We start from the raw sequence: 21,594 nt of genomic DNA on the forward strand, positions 1-21,594 counted from the left end.
GGGTGCCGCTGTGTTACCCGCTGCTTCTACAGGATAAGGACTAACTTTATAGATACAACCGGAGGTCGGTAAGTTTTTTATTGGTAGTACTATGAAAATTTCAAAGCCCGTTGATGATTTTGTGTTGCGCATGCGCGAGTTCCTGACAGGAGATGTTACTCCTGAATTCAAAAAAGAAGAACCTTTCCGGCTGGAATTGTTCAGTCATGATCAAATGCAGCAACACGGTATAGTGGTTGCCCGGTCACATGTGGTAGCAAATGGCCATCCGGCAGATAAGGTATTGCCCCGGCTGGATGATAATGAAGAAGTAATTGCGAAAGTATATGACCTGCTCAATGATTCGGTAAGCTCTAAACAACCCATTGCCCCTGCCAGCGAGTGGTTCCTGGATAACTATTACCTGATCAAAGAACAGATCGCACTTGGAAGAACCCATTTACCTAAAGGATATAGCGAAACCCTTCCCATCCTGGCAAAGGGAAGATCGGCCGGCTTTCCCCGGGTATACGATATTGCACTGGAGCTCATCGCGCACAGCGACGGGCATATCAGTATTGCTACGCTCACCGCATTTATAGACGCCTATCAAACCGTAACCCGCCTAACCCTGGGCGAGCTTTGGGCTATACCCATTATGCTGCGACTGGCCATTATCGAAAATATCCGCCGTATTGCGTCACGGGTGGCTGTGGACCGGCTGGAAAAAAATGTGGCCGTATACTGGTCGGAGCAGCTGCTTGAAACGGCTCAGAAAAACCCGCGCGATATCATTATTATTATTGCGGAAATGGCCAAGTCGAAGCTGCGGATGGACAGTGCATTTGTTGCAGAGTTTATACGGCGGTTACAGGGCCGGGGCCAGGGATTGGCATTACCACTTACCTGGCTGGAAGAACGGCTGGCAGAAACCGGCAGCTCCTCCGTAGAACTGGTCAATATCGAAAATCAGAAACAGGCTACGGACCAGGTTTCTATCCGGAACTCCATTGAAAGTATCCGGCTGATACGGAGCACCGACTGGCGCAGCTTTGTAGAACAGGTAAGCATCGTTGAAAAAATATTGAACACCGATGTGGACGGCGTTTACGGGCAAATGGATTTTGTAACCCGCGACCGGTACCGGCATATTGTGGAATGGGTGGGCAAACACAGCACGCTGGAGGAATACCAGGTAGCACAGCTTGCTATTGACCTGGCCAAAGAAAGCGCCGGAAAAGGCGCCCCCCAGCGGCAGCATCACGTGGGTTATTACCTTGTGGACGAAAAAGGACAGCAGGTACTGATCCGGAAATCGGGGATGCGGATTTCCTTACGACACCGGTTTAAAAACCTGCTGAAAAAAAACCGGCTGCTGTCGTATGCCGGTTCTGCCCTGCTGCTCTCCCTGCTGCTCAGTATCTGGATCGTTCTGTATGCATACAAACTGAACAGCGGTATTTATGCCGCTCTCGTATTGGGGGCCGCCGCTTTTATCGCATGCAGTCAGGCCATTGTAATTCTCATCAACTGGATCGCCACGCTCATCGTAAAGCCCCGGCCTCTTCCCAAAATGGATTACTCCGATGGGATCCCCGAATCCGGCCGTACCGTAGTAGCGGTTCCCAGCATGCTCTCCAGCGAAAAAGCGATTGAAGCGCTGGTGGATGAACTGGAAGTGCGGTACCTGGCTAACCCCGAAGAACAGCTCTACTTTGCATTGCTGACCGATTTTACCGACGCCCCGCAGGAAAAAATGCCGGAGGACGATGCCTTGCTCACCTATGCCCGCAAACGTGTTGAAACATTAAATCTCCGGTATATAAAAGACAGCGGTTCCGGAAGCCGGTTCTTTTTATTTCACCGGCCGAGAAAATGGAACCCCCGTGAAAAAATATGGATGGGGCAGGAACGCAAACGGGGTAAACTGGCCGAACTGAACAGCTTTTTAAGCGATACCGGCCACTATGATTTTATAGAGATCACCGGCGATACCGCTTCGCTGAAAGCGGTGCGGTATGTGATAACACTGGACGCCGACACCCAGCTTCCACGCGAAGCCGCCTGGAAACTGGTAGCCACGATGGCGCATCCGCTGAATCAACCGGTACTAAACGCGCAGCAAACCCGGGTGGTGGACGGATACGGTATTCTACAACCACGCACCTCGGTAACCATTCCCCGCATCAACAGCAGTTATTATGCAAAAATGCACAGTAACGATTCCGGCCTGGATCCCTATACCCGCCTAGTTTCTGATGTGTACCAGGACCTGTTTTCCGAAGGCTCCTTTGTTGGGAAAGGGATCTACGACATCGATGTTTTTGAAACCGTACTGGGTGATGCCTTTCCGCCCAACCGTATTTTAAGTCACGACCTGCTGGAAGGATCTTATGTACGCTCGGGTTTACTTACAGACGTAGAGTTATTTGAAGAATATCCGGAAACGTATTGGGCAGATGCCAACCGCCGCCATCGCTGGATCCGGGGCGACTGGCAGATCGCCAGCTGGGGAACCCCCTTTGTACCGGGCAGGGAAAACAAACTCCGCCGGAATTTTATATCCAGTCTATCCCGCTGGAAGATATGGGACAATATCCGCAGGAGCCTCGTAGCCCCGGCCATGGTGCTTTTTTTAATAATGGGCTGGGCATTTGTTCCCTACCCTCAATTATGGACCCTTCTTTTTTTTGCAGCGTGGCTGCTGCCACTGATCGCCAATTCCATTTGGCAACTGTTTCATAAGTCTGAAAGTATGCACTGGCGGGCGCATCTTTTAGAAATACGCGACAATGCCATCAGTAGCCTGGCGCATATCCTGTTCAGCATTCTCTGTCTTCCTTTTGAAGCCGTTCAAAACCTGGATGCTATTTTCCGGGCCAACTGGCGGATGCTGATCTCCCATCACCGGCTGCTGCAGTGGACCCCGTCCGGCATGGCTGGCGGAAAACAAAAAAGTATCCCCGGGGCTTATGCCTATATGTGGCCTTCGGTATTAATCCCAGCCGGCATCGTTGCCTTGCTGATCATCATCAATCCCACTGCGCTGTGGCTGGCGGGTCCCATCCTTGCAGCATGGTTACTGGCGCCGGCGGTGGCCTGGAAGGTAAGTACCCCTTCCACCAAAAGGACGGTGGACCTGTCGTCAAAGGATATCGAACGGCTGCATTTTTATGCCCGTAAAACCTGGGCTTATTTTGAAGACTTTGTGGCGCAGGAAGACAACTGGCTGGCCCCGGATAACTATCAGGAGCACCCGATAGCATCATTGGCACACCGCACATCTCCCACCAATATCGGTCTTGCACTGCTCTCCAATTTATCTGCGTACGATTTTGGTTATTTATCCGTTAACAAAATGACGGAGCGCACCTATAAAACCTTTGAATCGCTTTCGGCACTGGAACGTTACCGCGGTCATTTCTACAACTGGTACGATACGGTTTCACTGGTTCCCCTGCAGCCCAAATATGTGTCTGCTGTGGATAGCGGCAATTTTATTGCAAGCGTTATGCTGCTGCGGCAGGGGCTGGATGAAATCCGGCAGGAAAAACTCTTTAAGCAACAACATATAAACGGCCTGCTGGATGCTTTTGCCGTATTAAAAAGCGTTTGTGATAAAAAAGCACAGACGGAATTACTGGCTTTGCCCGCCAAGATCCTGAACAACCTGAAAGCCACGTTTCCGCTTTCACTGAACGAACTTGTATCACAGCTGAGCGCGTTGCAGGAACAGGCCGGTCTTTTAAAGAGCAGCAGCCTCATGGCTGCAAACGCCGAAGCACTGAACTGGACCGAACGCCTGGAAAACCAGCTGACGGACCTCCTTACCTGCATCCGGACCTTTTGCCCATGGACGCAGCACCTGCCGGTTCCGGACGCATATTCCCGGTTGCGGATCCTGGAGGAAATACCTTCGATCAATAATATACTGGAGCTGCAACGCATATTGCCCGGGTATATTCATGAACACATCAGCGAAACCGGCAATAATGCTGATACAGCACATTTAGATCTGTTATTGAAAGCACTGGAAACAGGTGCCGCCGCCGCCGACCGGTTCCTGTCGGGACTTGAAAAAATAAAACATAATTGTGTTGAATTTTCAACGGCAGACTACGATTTCCTTTATAATAAAACCCAGCACCTTTTCCACATCGGATATAATGTAAGCGAGGATGCCGCCGATAAAAGCTATTACGACATGCTGGCCTCCGAAGCCCGTTTGGGTATTTTCGCAGCCATCGCACAGGGGAAGATTCCGCAAACGGCCTGGTTTACGCTTGGCCGGCTGGTTACCAATATGGGCAACAACCCGGTATTGCTGTCCTGGAGCGGGTCCATGTTCGAGTACCTGATGCCTCAGCTGCTGATGCCCTCTTATGAAAATACGCTGCTGGACCGCAGCAATAAAGGCGCTGTAAAAAACCAGATCGAGTATGGTAATAAGAACAATATCCCCTGGGGTATTTCAGAATCGGGTTATAACCTGGTAGATACCAGCCTCCACTATCAATACCAGTCGTTCGGCATTCCCGGCCTGGGGTTAAAAAGAGGCTTGGCAAATGACCTCGTTATTGCTCCTTATGCAACCATGATGGCCCTGATGATTGATCCGGCTGAAGCGATGGACAACCTCCGGACCCTGTCACAAAAAGGATTTGAAGGCCGTTATGGTTTTTATGAAGCCATCGATTATACCCCGTCGCGCATGCCGCGGGGCCAGTCCCATGCCATCATAAAATCGTTTATGGTGCATCACCAGGGAATGAGCTTCCTGGCTATGGCATACCTCCTGCTGGATAAAAAAATGCAGGAACGGTTTATCAGGGATCCGCAATTTCAGTCGGCCCTGCTATTGCTCCAGGAAAAAGCGCCACGCTCTACAAACTTCTATGAGCATACAGAAGATAACAGTGCGCGGCAAACGGTTTCTCATGAGTCGCATATGCGGGTACTCACTACTCCCAACACGCCCGTTCCGGAGGTACAGCTATTATCCAACGGAAGGTATGCCCTCATGGTCAGTAACAGCGGCGGCGGCTATAGCCGCTGGAAGGGCATTGCATTAAACCGCTGGCGGGAAGACACGACATTGGACAACTGGGGTATATTCTGTTATATAAAAGACCTGAGTACGGGTCATTTCTGGTCCAACACCTATCAGCCCACCCTCCGGAAAAGCAAGGCCTATGAAACGGTGTTTTCACAGGGGCACATCGTATTCCGCCGTGTGGATGATGGTTTTGAAACAAAAACAGACCTGGTGGTTTCACCGGAGGACGATGTGGAGATCCGCCGTATCCGGATCACTAACCGGTCCGCATCTACCAAAACCATAGAGGTCACCAGTTTTGGAGAAGTGGTGCTGGCAGACCAGGCAGCCGATGAGGCACATCCGGCCTTTAGCAATTTATTTGTACAAACGGAGATTGAAAAAGATACCGGGGCCATCCTCTGTACGCGCCGGCCCAGGGCCCGGAAGGATACGCCCCCATGGATGTTCCACAGTTTTATGGTGTATGGAGCCACCAGCGAACAGGTATCGTATGAAACTGACCGCATGCGGTTCATTGGCCGCGGCCGGTCCGTTGCCGCTCCCGCAGCCCTGAAGCAGGATGGTGCGCTTTCAGATACAGCAGGCTCGGTACTGGACCCCGTTGTTGCCATCCGGCACCGGATTACACTGAAAGGCCGCCAAACGGTAACGCTGGACCTGGTAATGGGCATTGCCGAATCGAAAGAGAGCTGTATGGGCCTGCTGGCCAAGTACCAGGACCGGTATATCAAGAACCGGGTATTTGAACTGGCTTGGACCCATAGCCAAGTGCTGCTGCGCCAGATCAATGCCACCGAAGTAGAAGCCCAGCTTTTCAATGCCATTGCCGGCTCTATTATTTATGCCAACAATAACTTCCGGGCTGCCGCTTCAGTTATTGAAAGCAATTTAAAAGGGCAGCCGGGGCTTTGGAGCTATGCCATTTCCGGCGACCTGCCCATTGTGCTGGTGCGCGTAAAAGATAGCAACAATATCGACCTGGTTAAACAGCTGATCAAAGCACACTCATACTGGTCATTAAAAGCATTGCGGGTAGACCTTGTGATCTGGAATGATGATTTCGGATCCTACCGCCAGGTGTTCCAGGACCAGGTGATTGGTTTTATCACCGCTACCAGCGGCGGCGTGCTGGATCAGCCCGGTGGTATTTTTGTAAGGGCGGGCGACCAGATCTCCAGCGAAGACCGCATCTTGTTTCAGACCGTTGCCCGGGTTATTTTTGATGATGACAAGGGTACGCTGGCGGAACAGGTGCTTCGGAAAACACCGGCAAAAGGACTGCCCGAGCCGCTTGCCGTGCAGCCGCGGCATCCCAAAACAGACCCGCAGCAAACCGTGGCGCTGCCCGGTCAGCTGCTGTTTAACAATGCTACCGGCGGATTTACACAGGATGGTAAAGAATACATCCTGGAATCCGGACAAGAGAAAAAATCCCCGGCGCCCTGGTGCAACATCATTGCCAATAAAGAAATCGGGTCCATGCTCTCCGAAAGCGGATCGGCCTATACCTGGGTAGACAATGCGCAGGCATTCCGGCTTAGCCCCTGGCAAAACGACCCGGTAACCGACAAATGCGGCGAGGCCTATTATATCCGGGATGAAGAAACCGGCGTATACTGGTCGCCCACGCCCCTGCCCGCACCCGGCAAAAACGCCTACGTTACCCGGCATGGCTTTGGGTATTCGGTTTATGAGCATATTCATTATGGCATTGCGTCGGAATTTTGGGTGTATGTAGATGAAGCCTTGCCCGTGAAATATGTGGTTCTGAAGCTGCGCAATCTTACCAGCCAGCAACGTAACCTATCGGTAACCGGCTATGTGGAATGGGTACTGGGCGACCTGGCACATAAAAACAAAATGTTTGTGGTGGCCGACAAGGATCCCCAAACCAACGTATTGTTTGCACGCAACCGTTATAACTCAGCCTTTTCAGAAAAGGTGGCCTTTTTTGATACCGATGCGCGCGAGAAAACATTCACCTGCGACCGTACAGAATTCATCGGCAGGAACGGCACCCTTAGCCGCCCCGAAGCACTTTCGCGAAAGCATCTTTCCGGTAGAACCGGTGCGGGTCTTGATCCCTGTACAGCACTACAGGTAGTCATACACCTGGCACCGGAAGAAGAGCAGGAGATCGTATTTCGTATGGGCGCGGGCAGAAACGAACAGGAAACCCGGGAACTGGTGGAAAAGATAAAAGGAAATGCCTTTGCACAGGAGGCCCGGATAAAGGTACACGACCAGTGGAACCATATCCTGGGCGCTGTTTTTGTAAAAACCCCGGATGCAGCCATGAATGTGATGACCAATGGCTGGTGGCTGTACCAAGCGCTGGCCTGCCGGGTTTGGGGCCGAAGCGGATTCTATCAATCCGGTGGGGCCTTCGGTTTCCGCGATCAGTTACAGGATGTACTGGCATTGATGCATACGACGCCCGAAATTACAAGAGAACAGATCCTCCTGGCTGCTTCGCGGCAATTTAAGGAAGGGGATGTGCAGCATTGGTGGCACCCGCCCAGCGGCCGCGGTGTGCGTACAACCTGCTCCGACGATTATCTCTGGCTTCCGTATGTAACCGCCCGGTATATTACCGCCACAGGCGACAGGGAAATATTGAATGAATACGTATCCTTTATAGACGGGCGTCCTTTACAGCCGGATGAAGAATCGTATTACGATCTGCCCGTGTTCCTGAATCATTGGGAAACCTTGTACAATCACTGTAAACATGCCATTCGCCATGGATTAAGATTCGGGCAGCACGGATTGCCGCTGATCGGGTCGGGCGACTGGAACGATGGCATGGATAAAGTGGGCGAACACGGGAAAGGCGAAAGCGTTTGGCTGGCATTTTTCCTTTACGATGTACTTACACACTTCGCCGTTATTGCTGCGGAATATGGCGATGAAGATTTTACCACGCTTTGTAAAACAGAAGCTGCAAAATTAAAAGAGCATATTCATCAGAATGCCTGGGATGGCGACTGGTACCGCCGTGCTTACTTCGATGACGGTACGCCCCTGGGATCTGCTTCTAACGAAGAATGTAAGATCGACTCCATTTCCCAAAGCTGGTCCCTGCTATCCGGCGGCGGCGAGCCGGAGCGGAGTTTACAGGGCATGCAGGCATTGAACAAATACCTGGTAGACCGGCAGAACAAGATCATTAAACTGCTGACTCCACCCTTTGACAAATCGGATCTGTATCCCGGCTATATCAAAGGTTATGTGCCCGGAGTGCGTGAAAATGGCGGTCAATACACACATGCTGCCATCTGGACCATCATGGCCTTCGCCGCTTTAAAAGACAGGGAACGGGTATGGGAATTGTTCTCCATGGTAAACCCGGTGAATCATACGCTTACGGCTGCCGACGTTGAAAAATACAAAGTGGAGCCTTATGTAATGGCCGCGGATGTTTATGGTGCGCCCCCGCATGAAGGCCGGGGTGGCTGGACCTGGTATACAGGTTCTGCAGGCTGGACGTATCAGCTGGCGATCGGTTCCATCCTGGGATTGCACCGGGAAGGCGAGCGCCTTTACCTGAATCCCTGCATTCCTGATGCATGGGACGCATATGAGATCCGCTACCGGTTTGGAAATACGGTTTATCATTTACAGGTTAAAAACAATAAAAAAGATGGCCATATCCGGCTCAGCGAAAACGGGCAAGCCTTAAATGATCCGTTTATCGCATTGCAGGACGACGGTAATGAACATCATGTACTCGTGGAATTGTAAGTACTTTTTAAGATCAGATGATCCGCTGGCGGGGTAGATATATAAGTTGACCTTAGGTGCTGATTATTGCACGCTTAATGCCTGAAATAAACGGCAGCAGTTGTATCAAAAGCACCTTTATAATGCCTTGACACGCGGAGTGTTTGATTTGCATAGCAAAACCGATGAGGCAACGACAAATACGCTTCAGGTCACCCTGAACTTGTTTCAGGGTCTATTGGAACGATCCACATAGATTTTGAAACAATCCCGATTGATCGGACAGCATAACTAAAGTACGATTGGGTTTCAATGTATCACTCCATGGGTCATCCTGAAGATGTTATCCGGGCCTGTTCTGGGATGACATTTTCAGGATCTGGTTGAATAATACATAGATACCGAAACAAGCTGCCAATGACAAAGTAGCAACTTTTGATACAATTTCTGTGTATCTGCGGCATTCAAAATATATAGCTTAGTCAAATTCATAGGTCCCGTCCTGGCTTCCCTGCGTTCATTATAGCAAAATCATCCCGAATGAAGTATTTTCGCTCTATACAGAAATACAGCATTTATTCATATGAAGAAATTGTTCCCATTCACCATCGGCCTTGCCATTATCAGCAACCTTACCGGAACCATTGCCGCACAAACCACCATCCCTGTTGAAACCGGGAATGTAGCCGTAGTGCTGCAAACAGATAAGAACAATCATTTAAAGATCATTCATACCGGGAAAAAATTACAGGCGCCGGATGAGTATACGGCAGCAGGCCGGATGTACCATCTTTCCGGCGATGGCGGAAGCTCTAACAACAATGCTTTTACCGTGGCAGGGATCGATAATAATTTTTCCGAACCGGCCATTGCGGTGGTACATGCAGATGGTAATAACTCGCTCGACCTTCGCTATGAAAACTATACGGTAACCCATGAAGATGCTGCTACGCTTACGAAGATCACGTTAAAAGATGCCGTGTACCCGTTTTATGTAGACCTTTTTTTTAAAGCCTGGAAAAACGAAGACGTTATGGAACAATGGAGCGTGATCCGGCATATGGAAAAAGGAACCGTAACCCTTAACAAATACGCCTCGGCCAATCTTTACTTCTATAATAAAGATTACTACCTTACCAGCTATAACGGCAATTGGGCAAAAGAGATGCAGCCGGAGCAAACACAGCTGAAACAGGGCATGCATACCATCCAGTCGCGACTGGGTACCCGCGAAAACCTGGTTGGCTCGCCCAATTTTATGCTGGCACTGGACGCACCGGCTACCGAAACCAGTGGTACGGTAATGCTGGGACAGATCGCCTGGAACGGAAATTATTCCATACAGTTTGAAACGGATATCAATAAAAAAATGCACCTCGTAGCGGGCATCAATCCCTACCAGTCTGCCTATACCCTTAAACCAGGCACCACGTTTGAAACCCCGCGGTTTACCTATACGCTGTCCTTTACAGGAACCGGAACCGGCAGCCGCAACCTGCAGAACTGGTTGCGCAACCACCAGCTGCTGGATGGCAAGGGGCAGCGGCTTACCTTACTGAACAACTGGGAGGCCACCTATTTTGATTTTGACCAGGAAAAACTGGTAGGGCTTTTTAAAGGCGCTAAGGATCTTGGAGTAGATCTCTTCTTGCTGGACGATGGCTGGTTTGGTAATAAATACCCGCGAAATGGCGATAAGGCCGGCCTGGGCGACTGGCAGGAAAACAAAAAGAAATTGCCGGATGGCATTCCTTACCTGGTAAATGAAGCAGGGAAACAGGGCATCCGGTTCGGCATCTGGATTGAACCGGAAATGGTGAATCCCAAAAGCGAGCTCTATGAAAAACACCTGGATTGGGTGCTGCGCGAACCTCAACGCTCGGAAATCTATTACCGGAATCAGCTGGTGCTGGACCTTACCAACCCCCAGGTGCAGGATTTCGTATTTGGGGTGGTGGATGGCTTATTTAAAAAGAACCCGGACCTGGCCTTTATCAAATGGGATTGCAATGCGCCGGTATTTAACGGGCACTCGCAATACCTGGAAAAGAGCAGGATCCCGCAATCGCATTTATACGTGGAGTATACCCGCGGGCTCGAAAAGGTATTACAACGTATCCGTGCCAGATATCCCAAAGTGCCGATGATGCTTTGTTCCGGCGGCGGCGGTCGATCGGATTACAGCTCCCTCAAATACTTTACTGAATTCTGGTTGAGCGATGACACCGACCCGCTGGAACGGGTATTCATTCAATGGAATTACTCTTATTACTACCCCGCCATTGCCATGTGTAATCATGTAACCGACTGGGGCAAACAACCGCTGAAATACCGCGTGGATGTAGCGTCAATGGGCAAGCTTGGGTTCGATATCCGCGCCAACGAGCTCAAACCGGAAGACCGCTCTTTCTGTCAGGAAGCCGTTAAAAACTACAACGGTTTTAAAGATATTGTATGGCACGGTGATCTGTTCCGGCTGGTGAATCCTTATCAAAGCGATCTGGCCTCGCTCATGTTTGTAAATCAGGACAAGCGCAGGGCCGTTATGTTCAACTATCTTACCAACTCAAGGTATATCAGCGAAGCGGCTGCAAACCCGATAAGGCTACAGGGGCTTGATCCCGCAAAAAAATACCGGATCCGGGAGCTGAACCTCTATGCCAATCAAAAATCCGGCATCGATGAAAGCAACACCTACAGTGGTGATTTTTTAATGACCATCGGGTTCAACCCCAATGTAACCTTGAGCCGAACCAGTGTGGTGTTGAGTATAGAAGCATTGTAACGGTCCGATTCAGGGTGCCTTTTTTTTGCTCACAGATTACACGGATTTACACCGACGTCTAAGAACCGAACGCGGAAAGCTGATAGCTGAGTGCTGATGACCATCAGCTGATAGTTTTAATAACCCTCGCCGGGTTACCCGCTGCAAAGCTATTTGCCGGCACATCCCGCGTTACCACGCTGCCTGCACCAATCACGCAATTATCGCCAATATGTACCCCGGGCAATATGGTTACATTTCCGCCAACCCAAACACTATCGCCGATAACCACTTCTTTTGCATATTCCAACCCTGTATTCCGTTCCGCCGCCTTCATAGGATGCAATGGTGTATAGATCTGCACACCGGGTCCAAACATGCAATGATCGCCAATGGTCACCTGCATCGTATCGAGGATGGTGCAATTGAAGTTAAAGAATACATGGTCTCCAATGTTAATATGCACTCCATAATCGCAAAAGAAAGGACCTTCAATATAGAGCCCCTTTCCCTGACGGGGGATCAGCATTTTCAGAATGGCGGCCTTTGCATCATGGTCTGTTGCGTTACATTGGTTATACTCCTGGCAGAGACGGTGTGCCTGGTCGCTCATGGCCCGCAGCTCAGGATCAGACGGAGTATAAAGTGCTCCTGAAAGCATTTTTTCTTTTTCGGTAGGCATTGAAGACGGTTTTATATGCCGTAAATATAACAAAAGCCGAAGCACATAAACAGGATGTGCGGGATTGTACCCAGTTCTTTAATTGCTGGCCTGGTTAGAATAAAAGCACCGTTTTTTTACATATCGACCGTGCGAAAGCTTTCCGGAGCGGACCATCGTATATAAAAAAATCGTACTTTCAAATATGGCTACTATGAAAACCCTGTCGATGGCCCCGATAGGCCGGTACATCGACCCGCTAACTGACTTCGGCTTCAAAAAACTATTTGGTTCGGAACCCCATAAAGACCTGCTGATTGCATTTTTGAATGCGTTGTTCAAAGGCCGCAAACAAATATGCGACCTGGTATATACGCCACAGGAAAACAACGGTCCGGCAAAACATTACCGGAAGACCATTTTTGATTTAACCTGTACCGGGACAAACCGGGAAACCTTTATTATCGAAGTGCAACGGGCCAATCAGAAATTCTTCACCGATCGCGCCATTTTTTATACTGCCAGCCGGATACACGGGCAGGGCCCAAGGGGAAATAAACATTGGGACTTTGAATTAAAGGAAGTGTATTTTGTGGGCCTTATGGACTTTACAGTTCATAACACCCCACCCGGCAAATACCTGCACCGGATACATCTTACGGAAGAAGAAACCGGAGAAGTGTTTTATAACAAGCTGGGATTTATATTTTTAGAGTTGCCCAATTTTAACCTGGAAGAAAAAGACGTAAAAACCGACCTGGAACGTTGGCTGTATGTACTGCGCAATATGGCGAAGTTGGATAAAATTCCGGTAATTTTGCAAAAGAAGATATTTCAGAAACTATTTAAAATTGCTGAAGTAGCCAATTTAAAAGCGGAGGAATATATGTTATATCAAAAAGACGTTTTAAATAAGTGGACCGAATATTCCGTATTAAAAACTGCGGAAGAGAACGGCATAGCTGAAGGCAAGGCAGCAGTTGTTGCCAACCTGATTGACAAATTTGGCTTTACGGATACGCAGGCCATGCATGCCGCTGATGTTTCCCTTGATTTTGTAAAAAAAGTCCGCGCTTCTTTAAAGAAAAAGAAATAGGTGTTCTTAAATAAAACGAAAGAACCGCTCCTGTTACCGGGTAGCGGTTCTTTTGTTTTTGAGATACCCATAAATGGATTGCCCGCTGCATTATCATTATTCCCCAACAACCCCGTATTTTTGCCGGATTCTTTCGTGCAGACACAAAAAAAACATACCGGGTTAAAGTGGATACTGGCAGGGTTGGTATTCGCCGTATTATGGTCATCTGCATCTACAGCAACCAAAGTAGCACTAACTGTTTCCCAGCCATTGGTAATTGCTGTAATGCGCTTTGGTGTAGCCGCGTTCATCATGCTGATCATTGCACACCTGGTGCTTCGCAAGCCCCTCCCCCGTAAAAAAGAATGGAAACCGCTGATCATTTACGGAATGCTGAACATCACCATTTACCTGGGGCTGTATGTAATTGCCATGCAGCAGGTAACAGCCAGCATCGGCGCCTTAACGGTGGCGGTTAGCCCTGTGTTCATCAGCTTTATTTCCGTGTTCTTTTTAAAAAAGCCATTGCCACTCCGCATTCTTCTTGCCATCTGCATTTGCCTGCTCGGCATCCTGGTAGTAGCCTGGCCCTTATTGGGCGGAGCTTCGGTAACACCCTTAGGGTTGATCTTATTGTTGGCCAGTATGCTTTCATACTCCATCGGCACCATTTATTTTTCGTCAAGAAGCTGGGGACAAATGCACCTGTTTGTCATCAACGGCTGGCAAACTTTTTTCGGAGGGCTGCTTATGTTGCCCATTGCGCTGTATACCTATAAAGGAACAGCCAACCATTACACCGCCGCGTTCTGGGGAGGCACCCTTTGGCTGGCCATACCGGTTTCTATCGGCGCCGTTGCATTGTGGCTTCACCTGTTGAAACAGGATGCCGTAAAAGCGGGCATGTGGCTGTTTATCTGCCCGGTATTCGGCATCATCATTGCGGCACTTTGGGTACACGATCCCGTAAGCATCTATACCATTGCCGGTGTATTAATGGTATTAGCCGGTTTGGCGCTTAGTCAGCTCGAAAAACGCAAAACCGATAAGCATTAAACATTATTATACCGTTTGCTAAACATAGCGCTATCATTGTATATGAAAATAGTACCACATACAAGAAATGACCGGACAGTTGCTGAAATAACAAGTGAAGAAATATACCTTCAGCAAATAGAAGATGGTATCGATCTTATAGGAAATGTCTATTACCAGGGATATGATCATGTTATCCTGCATGCCGGTAATATAACACCGGCCTTCTTTGACCTGCGCACAAAGCTGGCTGGTGAAATCCTGCAAAAATTCACCAACTACCGGATATGTGTGGCAATTGTCGGTAATTGGGAAAACATTACCTCCGACAGTTTACATGATTTCATCCGCGAAAGCAATGCCGGACGGCAGGTATATTTTACAGATACGATCGACAATGCCCTTGAAAAACTGACCCGGTAACCCTTCATAAACACAGCATACCGGGTATAAAAAAAGGATCAGCTGCGCCGGTTCAATACGGATAAAAACCAATCATAATTGCCAGGCAACCGCTCATACAATTTTTTTTGCAGAAAAAAATCTTTTTATAAATTAGCGCACCTTTTACTCAAGAACAATCAACGTTTGCACTCAAAAAGGTATTTCCATATTTGAGGCGCTATTATTTTATTAATGAATTTTATTATTTATTAATGTTATGTTAGCACAACAACGTCTAATTTCGTTACAGAGCGGAAGTAAAAAAGTATTCCGCTACCTGCTGTTTTTATCAGCACTTGTTTTTCACCCCGGGTTCTCCTTTTCCCAATCACCGGGTTCTGCATTTACCGCCCGGCTAATGAACCTGGAAGCGGCCGTTAGTGAAACCTTCCGGTACAATGCCACCCTTCACAATGAAGCGCGACAGGCGAAGATCTATGAGCTGAAGTCCGATGCACCCATCGGGTGGAGTGTAGCATTTAAAGTAGAGGGAAGCCAGGTAGCTTCTTTCCGGCTGGATTCGAACCGGACGCAGGACATTTCCATAGAGGTGGTGCCGTCTCCGGCAGCCAAACCCGGTAAGTACAGTATTCCTTTAAAAGCCGTCTCCGGCACCGATACAGCCGCATTGACCATTGAAGCGGTGGTAAAAGGATCCTATGCCGTAGAACTAACAACACCTACCGGCAGGTTAAGTGATGAGGTTACGGAAGGATCTTCCACGCAGTTGCATCTGGTGGTGCGGAACACTGGCACCATTGCGCTGGACAACCTGGAACTTTCCGCGCAGGCGCCGTCGCAGTGGGAGGCATCTTTTGAACCTTCGAAGATCAGCCGGCTGGATCCGGGAAAAACCATTGATGTAACCGCAAACCTGAAGGTACCGGATAAAACCATTGCAGGAGATTACGTAGCTAATTTCAGCATAAAGAACCCGAACGCCAATGCCAGTGCTGCGTTCCGCATAACGGTAAAAACCTCATTCCTCTCCGGCTGGATCGGGATGCTGGTAATCCTGCTGGCCATAGCAATCATCTATTACCTGATCCGCAAATACGGAAGGAGATAAGTATGGAAGCTCCGATCATTGAACTGAAGGGGTTAACAAAATGTTACCGCTCACTTCGGGCAGTCGATAACCTGGACCTGGCTATTCATAAAGGAGAAATCTTCGGGCTACTGGGCCCCAATGGCGCCGGCAAATCCACTACGATCCTTATGATGCTGGGTCTTACAGAACCTACTTCCGGTACGGCAACGGTATGTGGTTTTAACGCTACAAGAGATCCCATACCGGTAAAGCGGAAAGTGGGTTATATGCCAGACAATGTAGGCTTTTATAACAACATGACAGCCCTGGAGAACCTGGTATATATCGGGCGCCTGAATGGCATTCCGGAGCACGAGGTAAAAGAACGTGCCCGGGATACACTGGAAGAAGTGGGCCTGGCCGGAGCCCTGAACAAACGGGCCGCCACCTTTTCCCGGGGAATGAAACAACGGCTGGGCCTGGCAGATGTATTGATCAAGCGCCCGGAAGTGATCATCCTGGATGAGCCCACCCTGGGCATCGATCCCAGCGGGGTAAAAGATTTTCTTACACTTATAAAGCAGCTGAGCCGGCAACAGGGGCTTACGGTTTTGTTGTCTTCCCATCACCTGCACCAGGTACAGCAGGTCTGCGACCGGGTGGGCATTTTCGTTGGCGGAAAACTATTGGCGGAAGGCAATATTGACGCACTGGCCGGTAACCTGTTTTCCAGCGAACCTTTTGTTGTGGAAATAGCGGTTAAAAATGTGGCACCCGACACATTGAAAACCGATCTGTTAGCAATAGATACGGTGAAAAAAGTGCATATAAACGATCAGCTGCTGCAAATATCCGGAGATACCGACATCACACCCGAGCTGGTACGTTTTCTTGTACAAAAAGGCATGGACATTACAGGTGTACAACGACGGACCTATGGTTTAGATGAAATTTATGAACGTTATTTTGAAACCAATTTAAATGAAAACAGTTCCAGTGAAAAATCCAGCGGTTTATTTCAAAGGTCTTTTTTCAGGAAACGTAAGTAGCCGGAAAAAACCGGTGGGTGAACAGCCATTTTCAGTGATGGTCCGGAAGGAAGTGGCCGACCATATCCGCAGCTGGCGATTCATTATATTACTGGCTATTATGTTGCTGACCTTTTTGGGTTCGATGTACGTATCCTTATCCAATATTTCCAGAGCGGTAGGAAATACGGAAGACCCCGACCGGTTGTTCCTATACCTCAAACTGCTAACAATCACAGATAATAGTCTGCCGCCCTTTCACATCTTTGTAGGCTTCCTGGGGCCGCTGTTGGGCATTGGACTTGGATTTGACGCTATCAACGCGGAGCAGAATAACGGCACCCTGATCCGCTTGCTGGCCCAGCCAGTGTACCGGGATAATTTACTGCTGGCCAAGTTCACGGGTGCCCTTGTTGTGATCAGTGTACTGTTTTTGTCATTGGCCTTGCTGATGATCGGCGGCGGATTGATTATTACCGGCGTACACATGGAGCCACAGGAGTTTTTGCGCATCCTTTGTTTTATTGTACTTACCATTGTGTATGTGGGCTTCTGGCTCAACCTGTCTATTTTGCTTTCGGTCGTTTTTAAACAGGCAGCCACGTCTGCATTAACGGCCATCGGGATCTGGTTATTCTTCACTATTTTTTACCAGATGGTCATGAGCCTGGTGATCAAGGCGGCACTACCGGATCCGGCCCTTCTTTCGCCGGATGAGGTGGCGGGTTATAACAGTACCATTACCACGTTCCTGAGAATGGCACCCAGCCAGCTTTATGCAGATGGTACAACTACGCTGTTGATGCCTTCGGTGCGAAGCCTGGGACCGTTGTCGATGGAGCAAATGGCAGGAGCAATCCCTACTCCACTTTCGCTGCGGGAAAGTATTATGATCGTATGGCCCCAGCTATGCGGCTTGCTGGCGGCTACCCTGGTATGTTTTGCCCTGGCATATCATCGCTTTATGAGAAGAGAAATACGGAACTGATCGCTGTAGATATACTCCGGGAAAGAACGACATTCTTCAGTTCGCAGCGATTTTATATCCATTGCAGCGATGTTTCTGTGCCATTATCTCTAATTTCGTAGTCTGGGTACGCTTTATGGACCGGAGGCAATATGGCCTCGTAAAAAATTTTAAAGTAAAACGGCACGTGGTGCGTCTTCCATAACAGAAATTCCGACCCGGCAATGGCCACTCATCGTGTATAAAGTATATCATGCAGGAAAGAACAAACGCCCGTAAAGCAGCAAAGCCCAATATGTTTGCCATGTTAAAGCCCTATAAAGGGCTTATCATCGTATTATTATTGCTGGCTTTGTTTAGTAATGGATTGAGCCTCGTCATTCCTAAACTGGTCCAATCGGCCATCGATGATTTTTCCCAAAACCGGTTTCAGCTGCAGCGGCTGATACTTTATTTCACCGGTGCTTCCGTGCTGATCCTGGTGCTTACCTATTTGCAAAGTCTCGTTCAAACCTATGCCTCGGAAAAAGTGGCCCGGGACCTGCGGGAGCAACTGGCCGGGAAAATATCCCGTCAAACACATGCCTTTATCCAGGAAACAAGCCCGGATAAACTGCTGACCAATATTACCTCTGATGTAAACGCGGTTAAGACTTTTGTTTCACAGGCCATTGTCAATATCATTTCCTCCATCGTGCTCATCGTGGGTACCGCCATCCTTTTACTTAGCATCAACTGGAAGCTGGGCCTCATCGTGCTCGGCGTGATCCCCATCATTGGCCTCACCTTTATGCTGGTATTTAAAAAAGTAAAATCGCTTTTCAAACGTTCGCAGGAGGTGATCGATAAGCTCAATAAGACCATTAATGAATCGATACTGGGCGCAGCACTGATCCGGGTGCTCAATGCACAGTTTCAGGAATACAATAAATTTATGGAGGCCAGCGGTGAAGCCCGGAACCTGGGATTGTCCATCCTCCGGTTATTTGCCACGCTCATCCCCATTATTGTGTTTACGGCCAACCTGGCGGTATTGGCGGTAGTGGTCATCGGCGGCCGCTTTGCCATTACCGGTTCAATGACCATGGGCGCATTTGCGGCGTTTAACAGCTACATCGCCATCCTGATCTTTCCCATCTTGCTCATCGGGTTTATGAGCAACCTGATTGCAAGGGCTTCGGCTTCTTATGCCCGTATTCACCAGGTGCTTACGGCGCAGGATACCGAAGAAGGGGGCGATTTTGAAAAGCAACTGGAAGGTGCTATTGAAGTGAAGGAACTTACCGTGGCATTTGGCGAAAAAAAAGCATTGGATGCGGTTTCCTTTTATGTAAAACCAGGATCCCGTACCGCCATCATCGGGCCTACTGCCGCCGGTAAAACGCAATTGTTTTATGCGTTAACCACATTGATCAAACCCCAGCATGGAACTATTTATTATGATAATGTTCCTATAGCAACATATAACCAGGAAGTATTATTGCGCCAGATCGGACTGGTATTCCAGGATGCTATCATCTTTAATATGAGCCTGAGGGAGAATATTGCCTTTAATGCCGATGTTTCGGAAGCCGCCCTGCAAAAAGCCGTACAGACCGCAGAACTTTCCGATTTTGTGGCATCGCTTCCTAACGGACTGGATACAGAAGTGTCTGAGCGGGGACTTAGCTTATCCGGGGGACAGAAGCAACGCATCATGCTGGCGCGGGCATTGGCCGGCAATCCGAAAATTTTATTGCTGGATGAGTTTACGGCACGGGTAGACCGTACCACCGAACAGCGGATCTGGAAAAATGTAGCGGCAAACTACCCGGGCATTACAATCGTTTCCATTACCCAGAACCTGGAGCCGGTAAAGGATTATGAGCAGATCATTTTATTAATGGAAGGTGAACTGGTGGCCAAAGGTACCCATGAAGAACTACTACAATCCAATCCCGAATACAACCAGATCTTACAGAGTCAGCAAAGCCTGAACAATTATCAAACTACAGAAGCCTAACAATATGCAGGAACAAAACGGCAACCATCAAACAGATTACAACCTGAACCGGGAGCAGAAAAGCCCGGCCGGTGCGGCATTGCGTAAGATGTTCCGGTTTATGAAGGGGGAAAAAAGGAATCTAGGGATTGCCTTTTTTGTAATGATGCTGAATGCCGGTCTTACCATGCTTACGCCCTACCTGATTGGTTATATTGTAGATCATTTTATCCTTAAAAAACAATATGGCCTTTTAATGCAGTACAGTGCGCTCCTGCTGGGCATCTATATTGTTTGGGCCGGTACGGAATACCTGCAGGCCAAGCTGATGGGCGGCGTTGGACAGCGTATGCTGTATACCCTGCGGAATGAAGTGTTTAATAAACTGCAGCAATTGCCGGTTGCGTTCTTTAATAGCAACCGTTCCGGAGACCTGATCTCGCGCATCAATAACGATACAGATACGGTGAACCAGTTCTTTTCCCAATCGCTGATGCGGTTTATGGATAGTATCTTTTCGATGATCGGGGTAGCGGTATTTGTACTGTCCATTCACTGGGAACTGGGTGCCGCATCATTGATCCCGGCTGTTTTTATCCTGCTGTTTGCATTGGTTGTTTCTCCCTGGGTGAAGAAAAAGAATGCCATCAGCTTAAAAGCAAACGGGGATCTTAGTGCCAACATACAGGAAGGACTTCACAATTTTAAAACCATTATTGCGTTTAACCGGCGCGATTACTTCCGGGCCCGTTTTTCAAAGGCTAACGACATCAACTACAAAACATCCATAACAGCGGGTATCGCCAATAATTTGTTTACGCCCGTATTTGGCTTCTTTTCTAACCTGGCACAACTGATCGTGCTGGGTTTTGGAATTTACCTGATTATTGAGGGACAGTTCACATTAGGATTGCTGATCAGCTTTATGAGTTATGTGCAATATTTTTACCGGCCGTTGCGTGAGCTGGCAGCATTGTGGGCCAGTTTTCAAACGGCGCTGGCGGCCTGGGACCGCATCTCCGTGATCCTTTCCCGCCAATCGAACCTGCCGGTATTAAGTAAAACAGATACGGCTATGTCTACATCGGGTAACGTATTGACATTTCAGCACGTATCCTTCAGTTACCCGGATGGTAAAAGCGTATTGCACGATATTAACTTTAACCTGCAGCGCGGGAAGACCTACGCGCTGGTGGGACCCACCGGTGGCGGTAAAAGTACTACGGCGGCACTGATCGCACGGTTATATGATCCTACGGAAGGATTGGTACTGTTGAACGGACAGGATATCCGTACCTATACTCCAGAAGAGCGTACGCGGGAGATCGGGTTTATTTTGCAGGAGCCGTTTTTATTTACCGGCACGCTCCGGGAAAACATTCTGTATGGCAACGCGGAACTGCGCCAGCTGAATGACGAGCAGCTGCTGCAGGCCATCAGCGATACCGGCTTAAGCGATCTTCTTTCGCGGTTTGATGCCGGTTTGAGCACGCAGCTGGTTACCACTTCGGACTCCGTCAGCCTGGGCCAAAAACAACTCATTGCTTTTATACGAGCCGTATTGCGCAAACCCCAGATCGTGGTGCTGGATGAGGCCACCGCCAACATCGATACCGTTACCGAAAAGATCCTTGAAGAAATATTAGAACGGTTGCCCGCAACCACCACAAAGATCATTATTGCGCACCGGCTAAATACGATCGAAAATGCGGATGAAATTTTCTTTGTCAACGCCGGGGAGGTAATTCCCGCAGGAACCCTGGAGCATGCAATGGATATGCTGCTGCAGCATAAACGGGCCAGTTAAAAACTAAAATATATTAATCAGAACTAATGTATCTTTAT

The 21,594-nt window shown here is 48.9% G+C and carries 11 protein-coding genes; 10 read left to right on the top strand and 1 reads right to left on the bottom strand.

All coding sequences use genetic code 11. From position 1 onward, the window contains the following. The first annotated feature begins 91 nt into the window (after positions 1–91). Positions 92–8,782 carry a glycoside hydrolase family 94 protein gene (locus tag LQ567_RS15325; protein WP_231005428.1) on the top strand — a complete coding sequence of 2,897 codons (8,691 nt, stop codon included), beginning with the start codon at positions 92–94 and terminating at the stop codon, positions 8,780–8,782. Between the two features lie 562 nt (positions 8,783–9,344). Then, on the top strand, positions 9,345–11,546 hold the full coding sequence (locus LQ567_RS15330; RefSeq protein ID WP_231005430.1) for an alpha-galactosidase: 2,202 nt from the start codon (positions 9,345–9,347) through the stop codon (positions 11,544–11,546). Between the two features lie 103 nt (positions 11,547–11,649). On the opposite strand, the gene LQ567_RS15335 is transcribed toward LQ567_RS15330, so the two are convergent. Then, on the bottom strand, positions 11,650–12,207 hold the full coding sequence (locus tag LQ567_RS15335) for a sugar O-acetyltransferase (RefSeq protein ID WP_231005431.1): 558 nt from the start codon (positions 12,205–12,207) through the stop codon (positions 11,650–11,652). A 184-nt stretch (positions 12,208–12,391) separates the two neighbouring features. Here LQ567_RS15335 and LQ567_RS15340 point away from each other — a divergent pair, with 184 nt between their 5' ends. From LQ567_RS15340 to LQ567_RS15375, 8 genes are all read left to right on the top strand, one after another. Continuing rightward, positions 12,392–13,282, top strand: a complete 891-nt coding sequence (locus LQ567_RS15340; RefSeq protein WP_231005433.1) for an Rpn family recombination-promoting nuclease/putative transposase — start codon at positions 12,392–12,394, stop codon at positions 13,280–13,282. Continuing rightward, on the top strand, positions 13,283–14,320 hold the full coding sequence (locus LQ567_RS15345; protein ID WP_231005435.1) for a DMT family transporter: 1,038 nt from the start codon (positions 13,283–13,285) through the stop codon (positions 14,318–14,320). 42 nt (positions 14,321–14,362) lie between these two features. Continuing rightward, on the top strand, positions 14,363–14,722 hold the full coding sequence (locus tag LQ567_RS15350) for a DUF4180 domain-containing protein (protein ID WP_231005437.1): 360 nt from the start codon (positions 14,363–14,365) through the stop codon (positions 14,720–14,722). 238 nt (positions 14,723–14,960) lie between these two features. After that, the gene (locus LQ567_RS15355) at positions 14,961–15,812 is read left to right on the top strand and encodes a COG1470 family protein (protein ID WP_231005439.1); all 852 of its coding nucleotides are present in this window, start codon (positions 14,961–14,963) and stop codon (positions 15,810–15,812) included. A 2-nt stretch (positions 15,813–15,814) separates the two neighbouring features. Then, positions 15,815–16,822: an ABC transporter ATP-binding protein gene (locus LQ567_RS15360; RefSeq protein WP_231005441.1), complete on the top strand. Its 1,008-nt coding sequence runs from the start codon at positions 15,815–15,817 to the stop codon at positions 16,820–16,822. Next, positions 16,770–17,789, top strand: coding sequence for an ABC transporter permease (locus LQ567_RS15365; RefSeq protein WP_231005443.1), 1,020 nt, complete (start codon positions 16,770–16,772; stop codon positions 17,787–17,789). The genes LQ567_RS15360 and LQ567_RS15365 overlap by 53 nt, the downstream gene beginning before the upstream one ends. A 232-nt stretch (positions 17,790–18,021) precedes the next feature. Next, positions 18,022–19,770 (top strand): ABC transporter ATP-binding protein, encoded by a 1,749-nt coding sequence (locus LQ567_RS15370; protein ID WP_231005445.1) that lies wholly within the window; start codon positions 18,022–18,024, stop codon positions 19,768–19,770. A 4-nt stretch (positions 19,771–19,774) separates the two neighbouring features. Beyond that, positions 19,775–21,556 (top strand): ABC transporter ATP-binding protein, encoded by a 1,782-nt coding sequence (locus LQ567_RS15375; RefSeq protein ID WP_231005447.1) that lies wholly within the window; start codon positions 19,775–19,777, stop codon positions 21,554–21,556. Positions 21,557–21,594: the final 38 nt, after the last annotated feature.

The sequence above is a fragment of the Niabella pedocola genome (assembly GCF_021044425.1).
GTDB lineage: Bacteria > Bacteroidota > Bacteroidia > Chitinophagales > Chitinophagaceae > Niabella > Niabella pedocola.